This is a genomic window from Streptomyces sp. NPDC007991 (assembly GCF_042958445.1).
Lineage (GTDB): Bacteria > Actinomycetota > Actinomycetes > Streptomycetales > Streptomycetaceae > Streptomyces.
On the sequence record NZ_JBIBJD010000020.1, the window covers coordinates 32,841 to 49,030 of the forward strand.

The following is a 16,190-nucleotide window of genomic DNA, read 5'->3' on the forward strand; positions in this document are numbered from 1 at the left end:
CGGCCAAGAACGTCCTGTCCCCCGAGGAGACGGACGAGGCGCCACTCGGCATTTGCGAGGTCTTCACACATGGTCCTTGACGACGCAGGGTGCCTCGCTGTTGGCTTTCTGCCACCTCGTCGCGATGCTCCCCCATCGGAAGGCACCACCAGTGAAAGCGCGCAACCCCCGCCGGTCCGCTCTGCGTCCCCTCTCCATGGCCCTGGCGGTCTCCACAGCGGCCCTGTCCCTCACCGCCTGCGGCGGCAGCGGGAGCGACGACTCCGCGGGCGTGAAGAAGGGCAACGACATCACGGTGGGCCTGCTGCTGCCCGACCGGGACACGGCACGCTTCGAGAAGTTCGACTACCCCCTGATCAAGAAGGAGGTGGCCTCCCTCACCGAGAACCAGGGCAAGGTCAAGTACGCCAACGCCGAGGCGAGCCTGTCCAGACAGAGCGAGCAGTTCCAGCAGATGATCGACGACAAGGTCGACGTCATCCTGGTGGACGCGCTGAACTCCAAGACGATCGCCTCGGACGTCCGCAAGGCCAAGGACGCCGGCATCCCGGTCATCGCCTACGACCGGCTCGCCGAGGGACCGATCGACGCGTACGTCTCCCACGACAACGAACTCGTCGGGCAGGTGCAGGGCCGCGCCATCGTCGGGGAGCTCGGCGACAAGGCCCAGAAGAGCAAGGTCGTCATGATGAACGGCGACCCCGCCGACCCGAACACGGCACGCTTCAAGGACGGCGCGCTCAGCGAGCTCCAGGGCCAGGTCGACATCGTCCAGCAGTACGACACCAAGGAGTGGAAGCCCTCGATCGCCAAGGCCAACATGAAGAAGGCGATCCAGACCGTCGGGCTGAACGACATCGCCGCCGTCTACTCCGCCAACGACGGCATGGCGGGCGCCGTCATCGAGGCGCTGAAGGAGGCGGGCGCGACGAAGATCCCGCCGGTGACGGGGCAGGACGCCAACCTGGACGCGGTGCAGCGGATCGTGTCGGGGGAGCAGTACATGACCGTGTACAAGTCGTTCCTGCTGGAGGCGACGAACGCCGCGAAGATCGCCGTGGCCAAGGTCCAGGGACGCGAGATCGAGTTCGCGGCGCTGACCCGGGAGACGGTCGACAGCCCCACGCAGAAGAACATCCCGTCGATGCTGGTGCCGGTGGTCGCCCTGACCAAGGACAACATCAAGGAGACGGTGATCACGGACGGGGTCTACACCGTCAAGGACATCTGCACGGCGAAGTACAAGGCGGACTGCGCGGCGATCGGACTCGACTAGAACCTCAACGCGGCATCCGGGCCTGGCTCTTGACTTCGTGAGGTGCCCGCGCGACATTCCCCACCCCTTGAGGTGTCCCGTCGCGCTGGAGACGTCATGACCACTGACCTGCCCTCCGCACCATCGGCTGCTTCCCCCTCCGCTTCTCCTACTCGAAGACGAGTGCTGGCCGGTGCCGCGGGTGCCGGCCTCGCGGTCGCCGCCGGAGTGCGGCAGGGCGCCCACGCCGCCGACTTACCCCCGCTCGGCACGTACGACGTCGTCGTCATCGGCTCCGGCGCGGCCGGCATGACCGCCGCGCTGACCGCCGCCGGGCAGGGGCTGAGCTGCGTCGTCGTGGAGAAGGCCGCGACCTTCGGCGGCTCGACCGCCCGCTCGGGTGCCGGGATCTGGATCCCGAACAACCCGGTGATCCTCGCGGCCGGTGTCCCCGACACCCCGGCCAAGGCCGCCGCCTACCTCGCCGCCGTCGTCGGCCCGGAGGTCCCCGCGGACCGGCAGCGCGCCTTCCTCGCCCACGGCCCGGCGACGATCTCCTACGTCATGGCCCACAGCCCCCTGCGCTTCCGCTGGATGGAGGGCTACAGCGACTACTACCCCGAGCTGCCCGGCGGCCTGCCCAACGGCCGCTCCATCGAGCCCGACCAGCTCGACGGCACGCTCCTCGGCGCCGAACTGGCCCGGCTGAACCCGCCGTACCTGGACGTCCCCGCCGGCCTGGTGGTCTTCGGCGCCGACTACAAGTGGCTGTCCCTGGCCGCCGTGCACGCCCGGGGCGCCGCCGTCGCCGCCCAGTGCCTGGCCCGCGGCACGAAGGCCGCCGCGCTCGGCCAGAAGCCCCTGACGATGGGCCAGGCACTGGCGGCCGGCCTGCGCGCGGGGCTGCGCTCCGCCGGCGTACCGGTGTGGCTGGACACGCCGTTGAGCGACCTGCACGTCGAGAACGGCAGGGTCACCGGAGCCGTGGTCACCCGCGACGGCGCGCCCGGCCTGATCCGCGCCCGCCGAGGCGTGATCGTCGGCTCCGGCGGCTTCGAGCACAACGCGGCGATGCGCGACCGCTTCCAGCGGCAGCCCATCGGCACCGAGTGGACGGTCGGGGCCAAGGAGAACACCGGCGACGGCATCCGGGCGGGGGAGCGGCTCGGCGCGGCGCTCGACCTGATGGACGACGCGTGGTGGGGCCCGGCGATCCCGGTCCCGGGCATGCCGTACTTCTGCCTCGCCGAACGCACGCTCCCCGGCGGGCTGCTGGTGAACGGAGCGGGCAGGCGCTTCGTCAACGAGGCCGCGCCCTACACCGACGTCGTCCACACCATGTACGACGTCCACGACACCGACCCGGCCATCCCGTCCTGGCTGATCGTCGACCAGAACTACCGCAACCGGTACCTCTTCAAGGACGTCCTGCCGGCCCTGCCCCTCCCGGACGCCTGGTACGACTCGGGCGTCGCGCACAAGGCCTGGACCCTGGACGCCCTGGCCACGTCGATCGGCGTCCCGGCGGCGGCCCTGCGCACGACCGTCGACCGCTTCAACTCCCAGGCACGGCGGGGCGAGGACCCCGACTTCCACCGGGGCGACAGCGCCTACGACCACTACTACACGGACCCGTCGGTCCTCCCGAACCCCTGCCTGGCGCCCCTCTGGCTGCCCCCCTACCACGCCTTCCGCATCGTCCCCGGCGACCTCGGCACGAAGGGCGGCATGCGCACGGACGCCCGGGCCCGCGTCCTGCGCCCCGACGGCTCGGTGATCCCGGGCCTGTACGCGGCGGGGAACGCCAGCGCGGCGGTGATGGGCCACAGTTACGCGGGCGCGGGCTCGACGATCGGGCCGGCGATGACGTTCGGGTACATCGCGGCGAGGGACATCGCGGGGGTGCTGTAGGGGTGGCCGCGGCGGGACTACCGGGACACCGGCTCGGGGGGCTTGCGGGCGATCAGGCACGCCTGGCGGACCGGCTCCCCGAGTTCCTCGTCCGGCTCCCGGACGGTCCGCGAGCGCACGACGAAACCGGCGGCTTCCAGCAGGGCGGCGACCCGCTCCGGCTGCCGCCGCAGGAAGGTCAGCGCCACAAAGTGCCCAAAGGCCTCCTCGTAGCGGCGGGGCTCGTCACCGGCCTGGAAGCCGAGGAGCAGATGCCCTCCGGGCCGCAGGACGCGGTGGAACTCGGCGAAGACGGCCGGCAGCCGGTCGAGCGGGGTGTGGATGGTCGAGTACCAGGACACGACACCGTCGAGCGAGCCGTCGGGCAGGTCCAGGTCCAGCATCGAGCCCTGCTCGAACCGCAGGCCGGGATGCTCGCGCCGGGCGATCGCGAGCATCGACTCCGACAGGTCCAGCCCGAACACGGACAGCCCCCGCGACGCCAGATACGCGGTCACCCGCCCCGGCCCGCACCCGAGATCAGCGACCTCGCCCCCCGCACCCACGAGCTCCGTGAAGCCGTACAGCAGCCCCAGATCCAACGGCATGGCCACGCGCGGCTCACTGAAGCGGACGGCGTAGTCCTCCGCCACGGCGTCGTAGAAGACCCGGGTCTCATCCACAAAGTCGACGTCAGTCATGCGCCGACCCTACGGAGGGGGTCTGACAACGCGGGGGGGGCTCCTACGGCGTCCCGTCTCCCCGGTCCTCGCCCGTCTGCCGCGCTCCGAGGGCCGCCCCCGCGCCGATCGCCGTGCCGAAGCCCAGGCCCAGGGCCAGGCCCAGAGCGAGGTTGTCGAAGACGGTCAGGCCGAGGGCGAGTCCTGTCGCCGTGCCGAGGGACAGGCCGAGGGACAGGCCCAAGGCCAGGCGCTTGTCGGCGGGGGTGCCGCTGTCTTCCCCGTCGTGCTCCGGGTTTCTCCGCATCCGGGCATCTTCTCAGTAGCCGCGGGGATCAGGGGCCGGGGGGAGAATTCGCCGGAAATTCACCGGGGGGCAAGGGGAGGCAAGGCGGGGCGAGGGGGGAGCAAAAGGCAGGAGCCCCGCCGCCTGACGGCGCGGGGCTCCTTGGGTACTACTGATCAGACCGGCGTGACGTTCTCAGCCTGCGGGCCCTTCGGACCCTGCGTGACATCGAAAGACACCTGCTGGTTCTCCTCGAGGGAGCGGAAGCCGCTCGCATTGATCGCGGAGTAGTGGACGAAGACGTCGGGGCCGCCGCCCTCCTGGGCGATGAAACCAAAGCCCTTTTCGGCGTTGAACCACTTCACGGTTCCGGTAGCCATAAGCCCTCCTTGGGCTCAAAAGGGTTGCCCTGCTCCAGAACCAGCAAGTGTGAAGATGAATTCTGCACAACTGCATACGTCTGAGAATGACGAGAGCCCGCGGTCACATGCTCCGCAGGCTCTGTACTGCAAGGGAAACCAAACTGCAACTTGCGACGAGCCTAGCACGCAGGCCCCGGAATGCAATAGGGGTCAAGATCACGTCACCCGAATGTTTGAACCCTCTCCGCCGACTGGCCGTGAAGGCGCCGACCGCCGCTCACAGACCCACGGCGGGGCCGGGCGCGGCCCCCTACGCCATGAGGGCTAGCCTCACGATGTGGACAATCCTCGCACCCGGCCGCGCGTCGGCCACATCCAGTTCCTGAACTGCCTGCCCCTGTACTGGGGGCTCGCCAGAACGGGCACGCTCCTCGACTTCGAGCTCACCAAGGACACCCCTGAGAAGCTCAGCGAGAAGCTGGTGCAGGGCGATCTCGACATCGGTCCGATCACCCTGGTCGAGTTCCTCAAGAACGCCGACGACCTCGTCGCCTTCCCCGACATCGCCGTCGGCTGCGACGGCCCCGTCATGTCCTGCGTGATCGTCTCGCAGGTCCCCCTGGACCGGCTCGACGGCGCCCGCGTCGCCCTCGGCTCGACCTCCCGCACCTCCGTCCGCCTCGCCCAGCTGCTCCTCGCCGAGCGCTACGGCGTCCAGCCGGACTACTACACGTGCCCGCCCGACCTCAGCCTGATGATGCAGGAGGCCGAGGCCGGCGTCCTCATCGGCGACGCGGCCCTGCGCGCGACCATGCTCGACGGGCCGCGCTTCGGCCTGGCCGTGCACGACCTGGGCGCGCTGTGGAAGGAGTGGACGGGCCTGCCGTTCGTCTTCGCGGTCTGGGCGGCGCGCCGCGACTACGTCGAGCGCGAGCCGGTCATCACGCGCCAGGTGCACGAGGCCTTCCTCGAATCCCGCAACCTCTCCCTGGAGGAGGTCGGCAAGGTATCCGAGCAGGCCGCCCGCTGGGAGGCCTTCGACGAGGAGACCCTCGCCCGCTACTTCACGACCCTCGACTTCCGCTTCGGCGGCCCGCAGCTGGAGGCGGTCGCCGAGTTCGCCCGCCGCGTGGGCCCCACGACCGGCTTCCCCGCGGACGTGAAGGTGGACCTGCTCCAGCCCTGAGCGGGCCCGCGCTCGCGCACTACTCTGCTGGGGAGTGCGCGCGTACGGGGCCCGGCGGGGGCCTGCGGGCGCCCACGGGGGGAGGGGTGACGCCATGCGGCCGCTCGAAGCCGACGAACCCAGCGTCGTGGGGCCCTACCGGCTGCTCGGCCGGCTGGGCTCCGGCGGCATGGGCCGGGTCTACCTGGGCCGCAGCGCCGGCGGCCGTACGGTCGCGGTGAAGATCGTCCATCCGCACTTCGCACTGGACGAGGAGTTCCGGGCCCGCTTCCGCCGCGAGGTCGCGGCCGCGCGCCGGGTGGGCGGCGCCTGGACGGCACCCGTCCTGGACGCGGACCCGGACGCCCGCGTGCCGTGGGTGGCGACGGCGTACGCGGCGGGTCCCTCGCTGTCGGCCGCGGTCACCGAGGGCGGCGCGCTGCCCGCCCACACCGTGCGGGTGCTGGGGGCGGGGCTGGCCGAGGCGCTCGCGGCGGTGCACGAGCTGGGCCTGGTGCACCGGGACGTGAAGCCGTCGAACGTCCTGCTCACGCTCGACGGGCCGCTGCTGATCGACTTCGGCATCGCGCGGGCCACGGACGGTACGGCGTCCCTGACCTCCACGGGCGTGTCGATCGGCTCGCCCGGCTACATGTCGCCCGAGCAGATCCTCGGCAAGGGCGTCACGGGCGCGGCGGACGTCTTCTCCCTCGGCGCGGTCCTGACGTACGCGGCGACCGGCGAACCGCCCTTCCCCGGGGACTCCTCGGCGGCCCTCCTCTACAAGGTCGTCCACGAGGAACCGGAACTCGGTGACCTGGACGGGCCGTTGCGGGAACTCACCGCGGCCTGCCTGGCGAAGGACCCGGACACGCGGCCGGCCCCCGCCGAGCTGGCCCGGCGACTGGCACCCGAGGGCGCGGCCCGGCTGGTGGCGGACGGGTGGCTGCCGGGGACGCTGGTGGAGCAGGTGAGCCGCGGCGCGGTGCGGCTGCTGAACCTGGAGGCGACGGGGCCGGGGCCGGCCGGGGGCTCTTCGGGACCGATCGCTTTCAGCAGCCCGTCCGTGACCGGGGCGGAGACGGGGCCGCCGGCGGGCAGCGGGGTGCCGGCGGGGGCAGCGTCGTCCTCTGAGGCAGTGACGCCGGCTGACGCCGGGATGCCGGCTGACGCCGGGACGCCGACCGAGGGAGAGTCGTCGGCGGACACCACGACGCCGGCTCAGGCAGTGACGCCGGCTCAGGCAGGGACGCCAACTGAGGCAGTGTCGTCGGCGGAGGCAGGTACGGCCGGGGTGTTCGGGCCGCCGCCGGTGATGCCCACGCCGCCGGGCCCCTCCACCGCCGTACCTTCAGCCGCACCCAGCGCCCCACCGGCCGCCGTGTCCCCAGCGGTAGCCCCAGCCGCACCCACCGCCCCACCCACCGCCGTACCCGCGCCCCGGGACGGCGGTCCGCAGGGCGACACCGTCGCCCCGTCGTCCGCCGGCCGGCGCCCCGGCAGGGTCTCCGTCTCCGTCGCGGCGACGTCGACGCCGTCGACGCCGGAGGGCGGCGGCCGGGAGCGGAGACTGAGCTGCACCGTGGCGCTGGCGGTCGCCGGGGCGATGGCGGCCGTGACGATCGGCTCGGTGTTCGTGTTCGACCTGCTGCCGGGCCGGACCTCCGACGACGAGGGCGGCTCCGGCGCGGGCGCCGACTCCCCTCCTGCGGCGACCGCGAGCCCCGCCCCGTCCGGCGCCGTGCCCGCCGCGTACCTCGGCACCTGGGAGGGCCAGGGCATCGCACTGGACGGCAGGCTGCCCCTCGGCACGTTCCGGATCACCGTCCAACGGGCCGCCGTGGGCCAGGAGCTGGGCCGGCTCCGCCAGACCGACCAGCTCGGCGGCGTCTGCGTCGACGTACTGACCCTGAAGCAGGTGACGAAGAAGGAGCTCGTCGCGACGTCCGTGGGCGCGAAGACCAACCACGGCGGCTGCAACCCGGCCCCCACGACGGTGCGCCTCACCCCGGTGGGCGACGACCTCCAGTACCGCTCGGAGAGCGAGGAGTCGGGCCGGCCTCAGGCTCGGTTGTCGAAGGTGCGGTAGTCGCGGCCGGGCCCGGCAGCCCACAGCCACGGACAGTGCCTTCGCCTCACCCCGGAACGACGACCGTGCGCAGTTCCCCGTCGCCGAGGTGGAGCATGCCCTTGCCGGGGGCGACCTGGCCGCCGACCATGCCGCGGTTGAGGCGGACGCCGATGAGGTCGCCGCTGGAGGACTCCTGCGGGGAGAGGAGGATGCCGCGGCGGGCCTTCTTCGCGTCGACCTGCCAGCCGGAGAAGCCGCTGCACACGTCCTCCTCGTCACCGGCGATGACGAGGGCGAGGCCGCGTTCGGCGCCCCGCGAGACGAGCTTCTTCAGCTGGCTCTCGGCGTCGCAGTCCTCCAGGATCTCGCCGTCGTCGATGAGCACCGCGATCGGCTTCTCCAGGGACGCCTGGTCGACGAGCTCCTCGAACTCGTCCTCGTCGATGTCGTCGCCGGTGAAGACCTTCAGGACGCCTTCCGTGCCGTCGAGCCCGCGCAGCGGCGACTGGCGCGGGGCCGCGAGGACCAGGCGCGTGCCCTGGGCGAGGAAGGAGTGCGCGAAGTTCAGCAGGACCGTCGAGCGGCCCGACTTGGCCGGGCCCGCGACGACGAACGCCGGTACGCCCTCGGCGAGATCGGGCCCGAAGCCGATGATCTCGTCGCCGCCGATGCCGACCAGACCCCACAGGCGCGAGCGGGACGCGTCCGGGTCGCGCAGCTCCCAGGCCTCCGGGAAGGAGATACGGCTGGGCAGGCTGTCGACGCGGAACGGGCGGTGCGAGCGGGGGACGGCGGCGTCGCGGGCCGTGGCCGCCTCGCCGATCGCCGCCAGCGCCGCGGCCTGGCCCTGGCCGCTGGTGTCCTCGGCGAGCAGCGCGAACTGCGTCTCCGTACCGAACTCGTTGCGGAAGGCCCGCCCCGGAGGGATCTCCTCCGGCACCTTGCGCGCCGGAATGCCGAGCGCCGAGAAGTCGCTGCGGTCGGCCAGCCGCAGACCGTACTTGTCCTCGGTGAGGGTCGCGATACGGCCGACCAGCAGGGTCCGGTCACCGGTGAGGACGAGGTGGATGCCGACGCTCGCGCCCTCGCGCATCATCGTCTGCAACTCGTCGGTGAGCGAACCGTGGTCGATCTCGCCGAGCGTGGGCACCCAGCCCTCCCAGCGGTCCAGCAGCACGACGATGTGCGGCAGCCGCTCGTCCTCAGAGACCGAGGCCCGCTGCTCGCCGATGTCGGCGAAGCCCTTCTCCGACAGCAGGTCCTGGCGGCGGCCCATCTCGCCCTTGAGCCGGTTGACGAGCCGCACGACCCGTTCGGTCTGGTTACGGCTGACGACCGCGCCGCAGTGCGGCAGCCGGGTCAGGGCGTTGAGCGCGCCGTTGCCGCAGTCGATGCCGTAGAGATGCACGTCGGCGACGGAGTGCGTGCGGGCGAGGGAGCCCGCGAGGGTGCGCAGCACCTGGGAGCGGCCGCTGCGCGGGGCGCCGCCGATCATCAGATGGCCGAAGGACGAGAAGTCCACGACGACCGGGCGGCGGGACTGGCTGGCGGGCAGGTCCTCGATGCCGTACGGGGCCGGCGGCAGCGTGCCGGCGCCCCCGGCGAACGCGGGCACCTCGATCTCGTCCAGCAGCAGTGTCTCGTCGAGGGCGGGCAGCCACGGGCTGTGCTGGGGCGGGATGCCGAGCGAGCTGTTGGCGTCCCGGATGGTGTCGACGAGGACCTTCAGGTCGGTGATCTCCTCGTCCTCACGGGACTCGGCCTTCGGCTTGACCAGCGCCGCCCGGCCCAGATCCTCCCAGGTCAGCGGCCCCACCCAGGGCATCAGCACGGCCGGGTCGGCGGCACCGGGCCGACGACCGCCCACGCGTCCCGACTGGAAGGGCACCAGCGAGGCGTGCCCGAGCCGGGCGTAGGCGCGGCCCGGGGTGTTCTTGGAGATGTGCCCGGCCTCGGGCGAGTCGATGACGTCGCTCGACTCGCCGCCGTCCGTCACGCGCAGCGCGATACGGAGGTTGGTGTTGGCGCGGATCTCGGGGGAGACGACACCGGACGGCCGCTGGGTCGCCAGCAGCAGATGAATACCGAGGGACCGGCCACGCTGGGCGATGTTGACCAGGCCCGTGACGAAGTCGGGCAGGTCACGCACCATGGACGCGAACTCGTCGATGACGATGAGCAGTCGCGGCACCGGCTGGTGCGAGGGGTCCCGGCGCACCAGGTCCTGGTAGTCCTCGATGTCCTTGGCGTCGGCGGCGGCCAGGATGTGCTCACGCCGGTGCAGCTCGGCACCGAGCGACTCCAGGGCCCGCTCCACCAGATGGGCGTCGAGGTCGGTCACCATGCCGACCGTGTGCGGCAGATGCACACAGTCCTTGAAGGCCGCGCCACCCTTGTAGTCGACCAGCACGAACGTCATGTTCTCGGGCGTGTTCGCCACGGCCAGCGCGGCCACGATGGTCTGCAGCAGCTCCGACTTACCCGAACCGGTCGTACCGGCGATGAGACCGTGCGGACCGTCCTTGCGGATGTCGATGCCGAACGGCCCGTCGTACGACTCACCGATGACGGCCAGCGTCGACTGCCCGCCCATCCGCCAGCGCGCCACGATCGCGTCACTCGTCGGCGGCTCCAGCTGGAGTACGTCCAGCAGCCGGCTGGAGCCCGGCAGCGCCGAGTCCTCGGTCTCACCGCTGATGTCCCGCAGCGGCGACAGCGCCCGGGCGAGCCGCAGACACCAGGCGGGCGAGACGAAGTCGGGCCGCACGTCCTTCAGCCGCTCCGCACCGGCCTCCTCCACACGCAGCCGCAACTTCTCGCTGCGGCCGGCCTGTTCGGTCTGCCGGTCGGTGGTGTGCCAGGCCTGGAACGAGGGGAAGGCACCGGCGACCTGCTGGGACTGCTGCTGGACCTGCTGGACCTGCTCGTACTCCTCGGCCTTGGGCTCGGCGACGACGTACGCCTGGCACTCGCCGGGCAGGAACCGCTCCTCGGCGTCGAGGCAGATGGCGAACATGGACACGGAGGGACCCTCACGCAGCAACCGCACCACACCCGGGAGCGAGCGCAGCCGCCGGGACCCGTCCCACACGACGACGATGTCGGGGTCGCTGAAACTCGAAGCACCCTGCGACTTGTTCTGCTCGGCGGCCTTCTTGCGCGCGTCGAGGATCTGCGTCAGCTCGCCGATGCGGGCGCCGACGGTCTCGGCGTCGGTCCCGATGAGCACGTTGACGTCCTGCCCACCGGACGGCCGGGCGTGCGGCAGCCAGCGCATCCAGTCCCAGGACTCCTGCGCGGCGTTCTCGCTCAGCACGTAGAACTGCACGTCCATCGGGCTGTGCAGCGCCGCGGCCTGTGCGACGGCCCACCGCCCGAGAGCGCGGGCGGAATCCCCGGGCCCGGCCATGCCGATGACGCCGAGGGTGCGCAGGTGCAGGGCGACCGGGGCGTCCTCGATCTTCCAGGTGACCTGGCGACGGTGGTCGTCCTGCTCGGGGTCGTCGAGCACGACCTCCGAGGGCAACTGCCCCGTCCCCACCCGCAGGAGAAGATGGTCGCGGTCGGTCCGCCGCCGCTCCCACAGCCGGGTACGCGGCCCGGTCCCCAGGGCGAGCACGGTGGCGGGGTCGGGTATGGCGTGCCGCCGGTCGGTCCGCTCCGCGACCAGCGCGTCCTGAGCGTCCTTCTCGATCCGCTCCTTCTGCTCCTCGTACTCCTGGACCTGCTTGGCGTGGGACTTACGCCCGTGCTTCTTGTCGTTGTAGTAGTTCGCGAAGAGCAGGATCGGCGCCAGGCCGGCCATGATCAGGTAGTACCAGCGCTGGAAGATCATCACGGACACGACGGCACCGACGAGCGGCGTCAGCGCCATCAGCCAGGGCAGCGGCCGGGCCTCGTACTCACGGGGCGGCGACGGCAGCCGGAAGCTGGTCTGCCGCTCGGGCGGACGCAGCCGCGGGGGGCGGTTGTAGTCGAGCCCTATGCCGTCGTCGGACCACTTGAGGGCGGCGTTGGGGGGCGTGTACCGGGTGAGTTCGAGCAGGGTGTTGCCGATCCCGATCTGAGCCCCGAGGGGCCAGTCGGTGGGCCCGCCCTTTTCCTTCCCCTCTTTCTTCTCCTGCCCCTTCTTCTTGCCGCTCTTCTTCTTCTCGCCCTGGTCGTCCTCCTCGTCCTCGGCGAGGGACGTGCCGTCGAGGGTGACGAGGCCCTTGTCCATGTGCACGGCGACCTGGCAGGTGCCGTCGGTGGCGACGGAGAGGGTGAGGGCCCGGGCATCGACCTCGGGATCGTCGACCCGGACGTACGAGGCGGCCCCGCTGCCGATGTCGTAGCGCCCGACGCCGAGCCGGTGCACGAACCCGGCCGCGGGCCCGCCGGCGACCCGCAGCTCGACGAGCCCGGTGGGCTCACCGGGCAGACACCCGGAAGGATCCTGGAGGCTGACGACCGCGCCGTCGCGCAGGGGCGATCCGACGACGGTGGCGTTCGGATCGACGGCGTACCCGTCCACGTACACGAGGGGCGCGTTGTTGGCCGGCACCTGCCGGTGCTGTCCCAGCGGGATGATCTGCGCGCCGCTCTGCCCGACCTGCTTGGCGAGCTCCAGCGCGATGTCCCCCACGGTGGACTCAGGATCGGCATCGAGCACCACGTCGGCGGTACCACCGCCGTACGGGTCGACGACGGTCAGAGTCAGGCGCACGACTAGTCCTCCCCGTGCCACTGGGCCGGTGTGGCCTTGTGGTTGCTGTGGCCGCTTCCGCAACGCGGGTCACAGTCGTAGCGACGATATCCGTTCCGCGTCGGGGCGGGGCAGTGGGGAGGTGCCGTGACATTCCCGATGGCAACGTCGTACACGACTTCATGACGGCTCGTTCACAATCTGGGGTTTGGCCCCACAGGCCACACCCGTAAGCTGCTGACGCAAGAGCGGACGATCACACAGTGGGTCCGCAAACAGGGAGCCACGGGGGTTGGCCCTGCGGCGTTGTGAGAGGGAGCGGCTTCATGGCCAAGGACCTTGATGTCACATATCAGGACATGCGGGACGCAGCCAAGCATGTCGTGAAGGAGAAGGAAAAGCTCCAGGAGAAGCTCGAGGGCCTCCGCAAGTACATCAACAACCTCGTCCAGGGCGGCTACGTCACGAAGAGCTCGTCCAAGGCGTTCGACGAGAACTTCGACGAGTTCGTGCGGGGCACGAAGGACACGCTCGACGGTCTGGACGGCATGGGGGACTACCTGACCATGGCTGCGGACAAGTTCGAGCAGATCGACGAGGAACTGGCGAAGCAGGCTCGCAAGTAGGGGCGCCGGCTGTAGCGGGGTGGCGTGCACGTGATGGAGCTGCGCCACCCCGGTCGGTTACTGAGGTTGAACTCGTGATGTCGTAGGGGCTGACGGGCCGTGAAGCCCTGCGGTATCAGCGGGGCATGAGGTATCCACAGGGCGGTGGTCTGACCGCCGAACGTCAGAAGTTCCGCGAGGAGTTACGGCTCCAGGCTGCCGAGGGCTTCGCCCGGGGCGAGGCGAGCTCGGTGATCGCCAAGGACCTGCGCGTCAGCATCCGGTCGGTGCAGCGATGGCGGCGGATGTGGGATGACGGCGGTCCGAGGGCTCTGCGGTCTCGGGGGCCTGCGTCGCTGCCGAGGCTGAGCGAGAAGCAGTTCGCGCAGTTGGAGGTAGAGCTGGCCAAGGGGCCGGCCGCGCACGGCTGGGAGGACCAGCGGTGGACGCTGGCACGGATCAAGACGGTGATCGGCCGGCGCTTCCACCTGACCTACACGATCCAGGGTGTGCGGAAACTGCTGGTACGCAACGGCTGGTCCTGCCAAATCCCGGCCCGACGTGCCATCGAGCGGGACGACGAAGCTGTGGCCGGGTGGGTCAAAGAGGTGTGGCCTTGCGCGGAAGACTCGCGGCGGCCCGTGGAGCCTGGCTCGTCTTCGAGGACGAAGCCGGCTTCTCCATGACGCCGCCGCAGGCGAAGACCTGGTCCCAGCGCGGCCGGACCCCGGTGGTTCGGGTCCGTGGCCGTTCCCGCAGACGGGTGTCCATCGCGGCGCTGACCTGCTACAAACCTGGCCACCGGTCACGGCTGATCTACCGGCCGCGCAGGGACGACGGTCGGCGGGACGGGCGCAAGAGCTTCTCCTGGCGGGACTACCGGGACCTGCTGATAGCTGCACACCAGCAGCTCGGCGGTCCGATCGTGCTCGTCTGGGACAACCTCAATGTCCACAAGGCTGCCGACCTGCGGGATTTCGCCGCGTCCCGGGACTGGCTGACCATCTACTACCTGCCGCCCTATGCGCCCGACCTCAACCCCGTTGAAGGGATCTGGTCGCTCCTGCGACGCGGCTGGCACTCCAACGTCGCCTTCAGCACCCTCGAACACCTCGTCCAGCGCATCCGGCGCGGCCTACGGCACATCCAGTACCGCAGCGACCTCATAGACGGCTGCCTCGCCGAGACTGGCCTGTCCATCAGACCCGCCTGAGCAACGGCACGACATCACGAGTTCAACCTCAGTAATGGACGATTCTCTTTAGGCTTTCCACTCGTCTGGCGTGATGGCTGCCCCTCCCCCGGCGTGGTAGTCGGCTGGTCTGAACGGCCGCGTCTGCCCAGAAGTAGCTGTGAGCCCTGCCCCAGGGTGGGATGTGCGGGGACGGAGATGACAGTTGGCATTAAGTGTCAACGGTTAGTAAAATCCGACCGCTTCACATCGCTGAGCGCGGAGCCCGCGCAATCGGGGGATCGACATGACGATGAGTGTGCTTCCGGCGGTGGCCTGTGGCTGACCGCGTGAGGATCGACGACCTTGAGGTCATCCGGGAGATGGGGAAAGGCCTCGGACGGATTCACAAGGCGTTTGAGGGCCTGCCGGACATCGTGGAATCGTATGGAGAGGACTTCGGGCACGACGGCCTGTCCGACAAGTTCGAGGACTTCGAGTCGAACTGGAACCTGAATCGGGACAAGCTTCAGGAAGAGCTCAAGTTCCTGTCGGAGTACGCGCTGGCTGCGGCGAAGACATACAGCAAGTTGGACCATGAGTTGGCCAAGGCGATCCGAGAAGCCCAGAGCTCCGGCAAGAAGGGTAAGTGAGTCGCCGTGGGGGCACGACCGCGTGACTGGTCGCCGCTGTGCTGGTTCGACCCCGTTCCTGGAGACCCGGACAGGGTCGCCAGCCTGGGGAAGAAACTCAAGAAGACTGCTGAGGAGCTGGAGCGTCAAGTAAAGAACCTTAAGGCCATCTCGGAGATCGACTCCTGGGACAGTGACGCGGGCAGGGAATTTCGTAAGCGGGCCGAAGGGTCAACGGGGAAGCTGGAAGCGGCACGAAAACGCTACGCCACTGCAGCGGCCGTACTCGGAGACCAGGTCGTCGACGTCGGCGGTGGTTATGCGGATAAGGTCCACGCCACGGCCAAGGACTACGCTTCCGATCTGAACCGCGCACAGCAGATCGCTGACCAGGCCCTCAAGGAGGCCCAGTCGGCGGAAGACGACAAACGTGCTGCCGGCACGAAGCTCGCCGATGCGGAAGACGATTCGAAGAAGAAGGACCTCGAGGATCAGCAGAAGGCCGCCGACGATGTGGTCAAGGCTGCCCAGGAGAAAATCGAAGAGGCGAAGCGTATTCGAGACGCCGCCGCTAAGCGGGCATGTGACGCGATCGACGAGGTCATTTCCGACGATGCCTTGAAGGACGGTTTTTGGGACAGCCTCCTCGACGACATCGCGAACATCACAGGTATAATTGCCACTTTCTGCGGGGTGTTGTCCCTGATGGTCGGCTGGATCCCTGTGATCGGCCAAGCGCTGGCAGGTATCCTGGGCACGGTCGCCCTCGTCATGTCCCTGGTTGGGTTCATCTGTACGGCGGTTCTCTACCTACGCGGAAATGCTGACCTCATGGACCTGGGTGAGGCGGCGCTGGGTTTTCTGATGATCGGCGTCGGGAAGGCGTTCTCGAAGCTCGCCGGTAAGTACGCGGGAGTGGTTCTAAAACGGCTGACCCGAATGAAGTCGAGCAAGACGCCGGGTATCGGTAAGGCTTTCAAACGGGACCGCCAAAAGCTGAACAAGCTGGGCTCTCAGGGCTTCACCAAGGTGCTCTCGATGTCACCGAGAGAGCTCGGCAAGACGATGGCCAGCCCCTTTACCGAACTCTTCACCAAGAGTGGCTGGAAGGGCTTTGCCGACAACGCCAAGACTGTTTTCAACCCGAACAGCTGGCGTGGTGCAAAGGAAGCCATCTCGGCGAACGGCGGAGTGGCGAAGTCGGTCTCTCTGGTGGACGCTGAAGTCGCTGCCAGTCTCAAGTCGATCAAGCCCATGGCGGACAACTTCCCCAACATTCCCGGGCTGAACGGGGTCAAGACCACGGTCAACGTCCTGACTGGTATTGGATATGCCGTCACTGGCGGAAATATTTATCTCGATGAAAACACCCGACCAGCATTCTAGGAG

At 69.7% G+C, this 16,190-nt stretch carries 13 protein-coding genes; 9 read left to right on the forward strand and 4 right to left on the reverse strand.

The features are described from left to right. The first annotated feature begins 151 nt into the window (after positions 1 to 151). The gene (locus tag ACFZDA_RS38335) at positions 152 to 1,276 is read left to right on the forward strand and encodes a substrate-binding domain-containing protein (protein ID WP_391090602.1); all 1,125 of its coding nucleotides are present in this window, start codon (positions 152 to 154) and stop codon (positions 1,274 to 1,276) included. Between the two features lie 96 nt (positions 1,277 to 1,372). Further along, positions 1,373 to 3,166: a 3-oxosteroid 1-dehydrogenase gene (gene kstD, locus ACFZDA_RS38340; protein ID WP_391090604.1), complete on the forward strand. Its 1,794-nt coding sequence runs from the start codon at positions 1,373 to 1,375 to the stop codon at positions 3,164 to 3,166. 17 nt (positions 3,167 to 3,183) lie between these two features. On the opposite strand, the gene ACFZDA_RS38345 is transcribed toward kstD, so the two are convergent. The 3 genes from ACFZDA_RS38345 to ACFZDA_RS38355 form a co-directional block, all read right to left on the reverse strand. Continuing rightward, positions 3,184 to 3,846: a methyltransferase domain-containing protein gene (locus ACFZDA_RS38345; protein WP_391090606.1), complete on the reverse strand. Its 663-nt coding sequence runs from the start codon at positions 3,844 to 3,846 to the stop codon at positions 3,184 to 3,186. Between the two features lie 43 nt (positions 3,847 to 3,889). After that, positions 3,890 to 4,132: a hypothetical protein gene (locus ACFZDA_RS38350; protein ID WP_391090609.1), complete on the reverse strand. Its 243-nt coding sequence runs from the start codon at positions 4,130 to 4,132 to the stop codon at positions 3,890 to 3,892. Positions 4,133 to 4,287: 155 nt separating this feature from the next. Then, positions 4,288 to 4,491 (reverse strand): cold-shock protein, encoded by a 204-nt coding sequence (locus ACFZDA_RS38355; protein ID WP_003992177.1) that lies wholly within the window; start codon positions 4,489 to 4,491, stop codon positions 4,288 to 4,290. Between the two features lie 319 nt (positions 4,492 to 4,810). Between ACFZDA_RS38355 and ACFZDA_RS38360 the strand changes: the two genes are divergently transcribed. Then, positions 4,811 to 5,659 (forward strand): MqnA/MqnD/SBP family protein, encoded by an 849-nt coding sequence (locus ACFZDA_RS38360; protein ID WP_391090611.1) that lies wholly within the window; start codon positions 4,811 to 4,813, stop codon positions 5,657 to 5,659. 94 nt (positions 5,660 to 5,753) lie between these two features. Next, on the forward strand, positions 5,754 to 7,727 hold the full coding sequence (locus ACFZDA_RS38365) for a protein kinase (protein WP_391090613.1): 1,974 nt from the start codon (positions 5,754 to 5,756) through the stop codon (positions 7,725 to 7,727). A gap of 46 nt (positions 7,728 to 7,773) precedes the next feature. On the opposite strand, the gene ACFZDA_RS38370 is transcribed toward ACFZDA_RS38365, so the two are convergent. Continuing rightward, positions 7,774 to 12,414: an FtsK/SpoIIIE domain-containing protein gene (locus ACFZDA_RS38370; protein WP_391090615.1), complete on the reverse strand. Its 4,641-nt coding sequence runs from the start codon at positions 12,412 to 12,414 to the stop codon at positions 7,774 to 7,776. A 305-nt stretch (positions 12,415 to 12,719) separates the two neighbouring features. Here ACFZDA_RS38370 and ACFZDA_RS38375 point away from each other — a divergent pair, with 305 nt between their 5' ends. The 5 genes from ACFZDA_RS38375 to ACFZDA_RS38395 all read left to right on the forward strand — a co-directional run bounded on the left by ACFZDA_RS38375 (position 12,720) and on the right by ACFZDA_RS38395 (position 16,187). Further along, the gene (locus ACFZDA_RS38375) at positions 12,720 to 13,019 is read left to right on the forward strand and encodes a WXG100 family type VII secretion target (RefSeq protein WP_306964887.1); all 300 of its coding nucleotides are present in this window, start codon (positions 12,720 to 12,722) and stop codon (positions 13,017 to 13,019) included. A gap of 125 nt (positions 13,020 to 13,144) precedes the next feature. Continuing rightward, a complete protein-coding gene (locus ACFZDA_RS38380) occupies positions 13,145 to 13,684 on the forward strand; it encodes a winged helix-turn-helix domain-containing protein (protein WP_391090617.1) in 540 nt (179 codons plus the stop codon). Continuing rightward, positions 13,681 to 14,211, forward strand: coding sequence for a transposase (locus ACFZDA_RS38385; protein WP_391090769.1), 531 nt, complete (start codon positions 13,681 to 13,683; stop codon positions 14,209 to 14,211). Before ACFZDA_RS38380 ends, ACFZDA_RS38385 begins: the two co-directional genes overlap by 4 nt. 308 nt (positions 14,212 to 14,519) lie before the next feature. Continuing rightward, positions 14,520 to 14,822, forward strand: coding sequence for a hypothetical protein (locus ACFZDA_RS38390; protein ID WP_391090619.1), 303 nt, complete (start codon positions 14,520 to 14,522; stop codon positions 14,820 to 14,822). A gap of 6 nt (positions 14,823 to 14,828) precedes the next feature. Then, positions 14,829 to 16,187: a hypothetical protein gene (locus tag ACFZDA_RS38395; RefSeq protein ID WP_391090621.1), complete on the forward strand. Its 1,359-nt coding sequence runs from the start codon at positions 14,829 to 14,831 to the stop codon at positions 16,185 to 16,187. Positions 16,188 to 16,190: the final 3 nt, after the last annotated feature.

Coding starts and splice junctions, on each gene's coding strand:
- kstD (WP_391090604.1), top strand. CDS start 1,373: ATGACCACTGACCTGCCCTCCGCACCATCGGCTGCTTCCCCCTCCGCT.
- ACFZDA_RS38345 (WP_391090606.1), bottom strand. CDS start 3,846: ATGACTGACGTCGACTTTGTGGATGAGACCCGGGTCTTCTACGACGCC.
- ACFZDA_RS38350 (WP_391090609.1), bottom strand. CDS start 4,132: ATGCGGAGAAACCCGGAGCACGACGGGGAAGACAGCGGCACCCCCGCC.
- ACFZDA_RS38355 (WP_003992177.1), bottom strand. CDS start 4,491: ATGGCTACCGGAACCGTGAAGTGGTTCAACGCCGAAAAGGGCTTTGGT.
- ACFZDA_RS38365 (WP_391090613.1), top strand. CDS start 5,754: ATGCGGCCGCTCGAAGCCGACGAACCCAGCGTCGTGGGGCCCTACCGG.
- ACFZDA_RS38375 (WP_306964887.1), top strand. CDS start 12,720: ATGGCCAAGGACCTTGATGTCACATATCAGGACATGCGGGACGCAGCC.
- ACFZDA_RS38380 (WP_391090617.1), top strand. CDS start 13,145: ATGAGGTATCCACAGGGCGGTGGTCTGACCGCCGAACGTCAGAAGTTC.
- ACFZDA_RS38385 (WP_391090769.1), top strand. CDS start 13,681: ATGACGCCGCCGCAGGCGAAGACCTGGTCCCAGCGCGGCCGGACCCCG.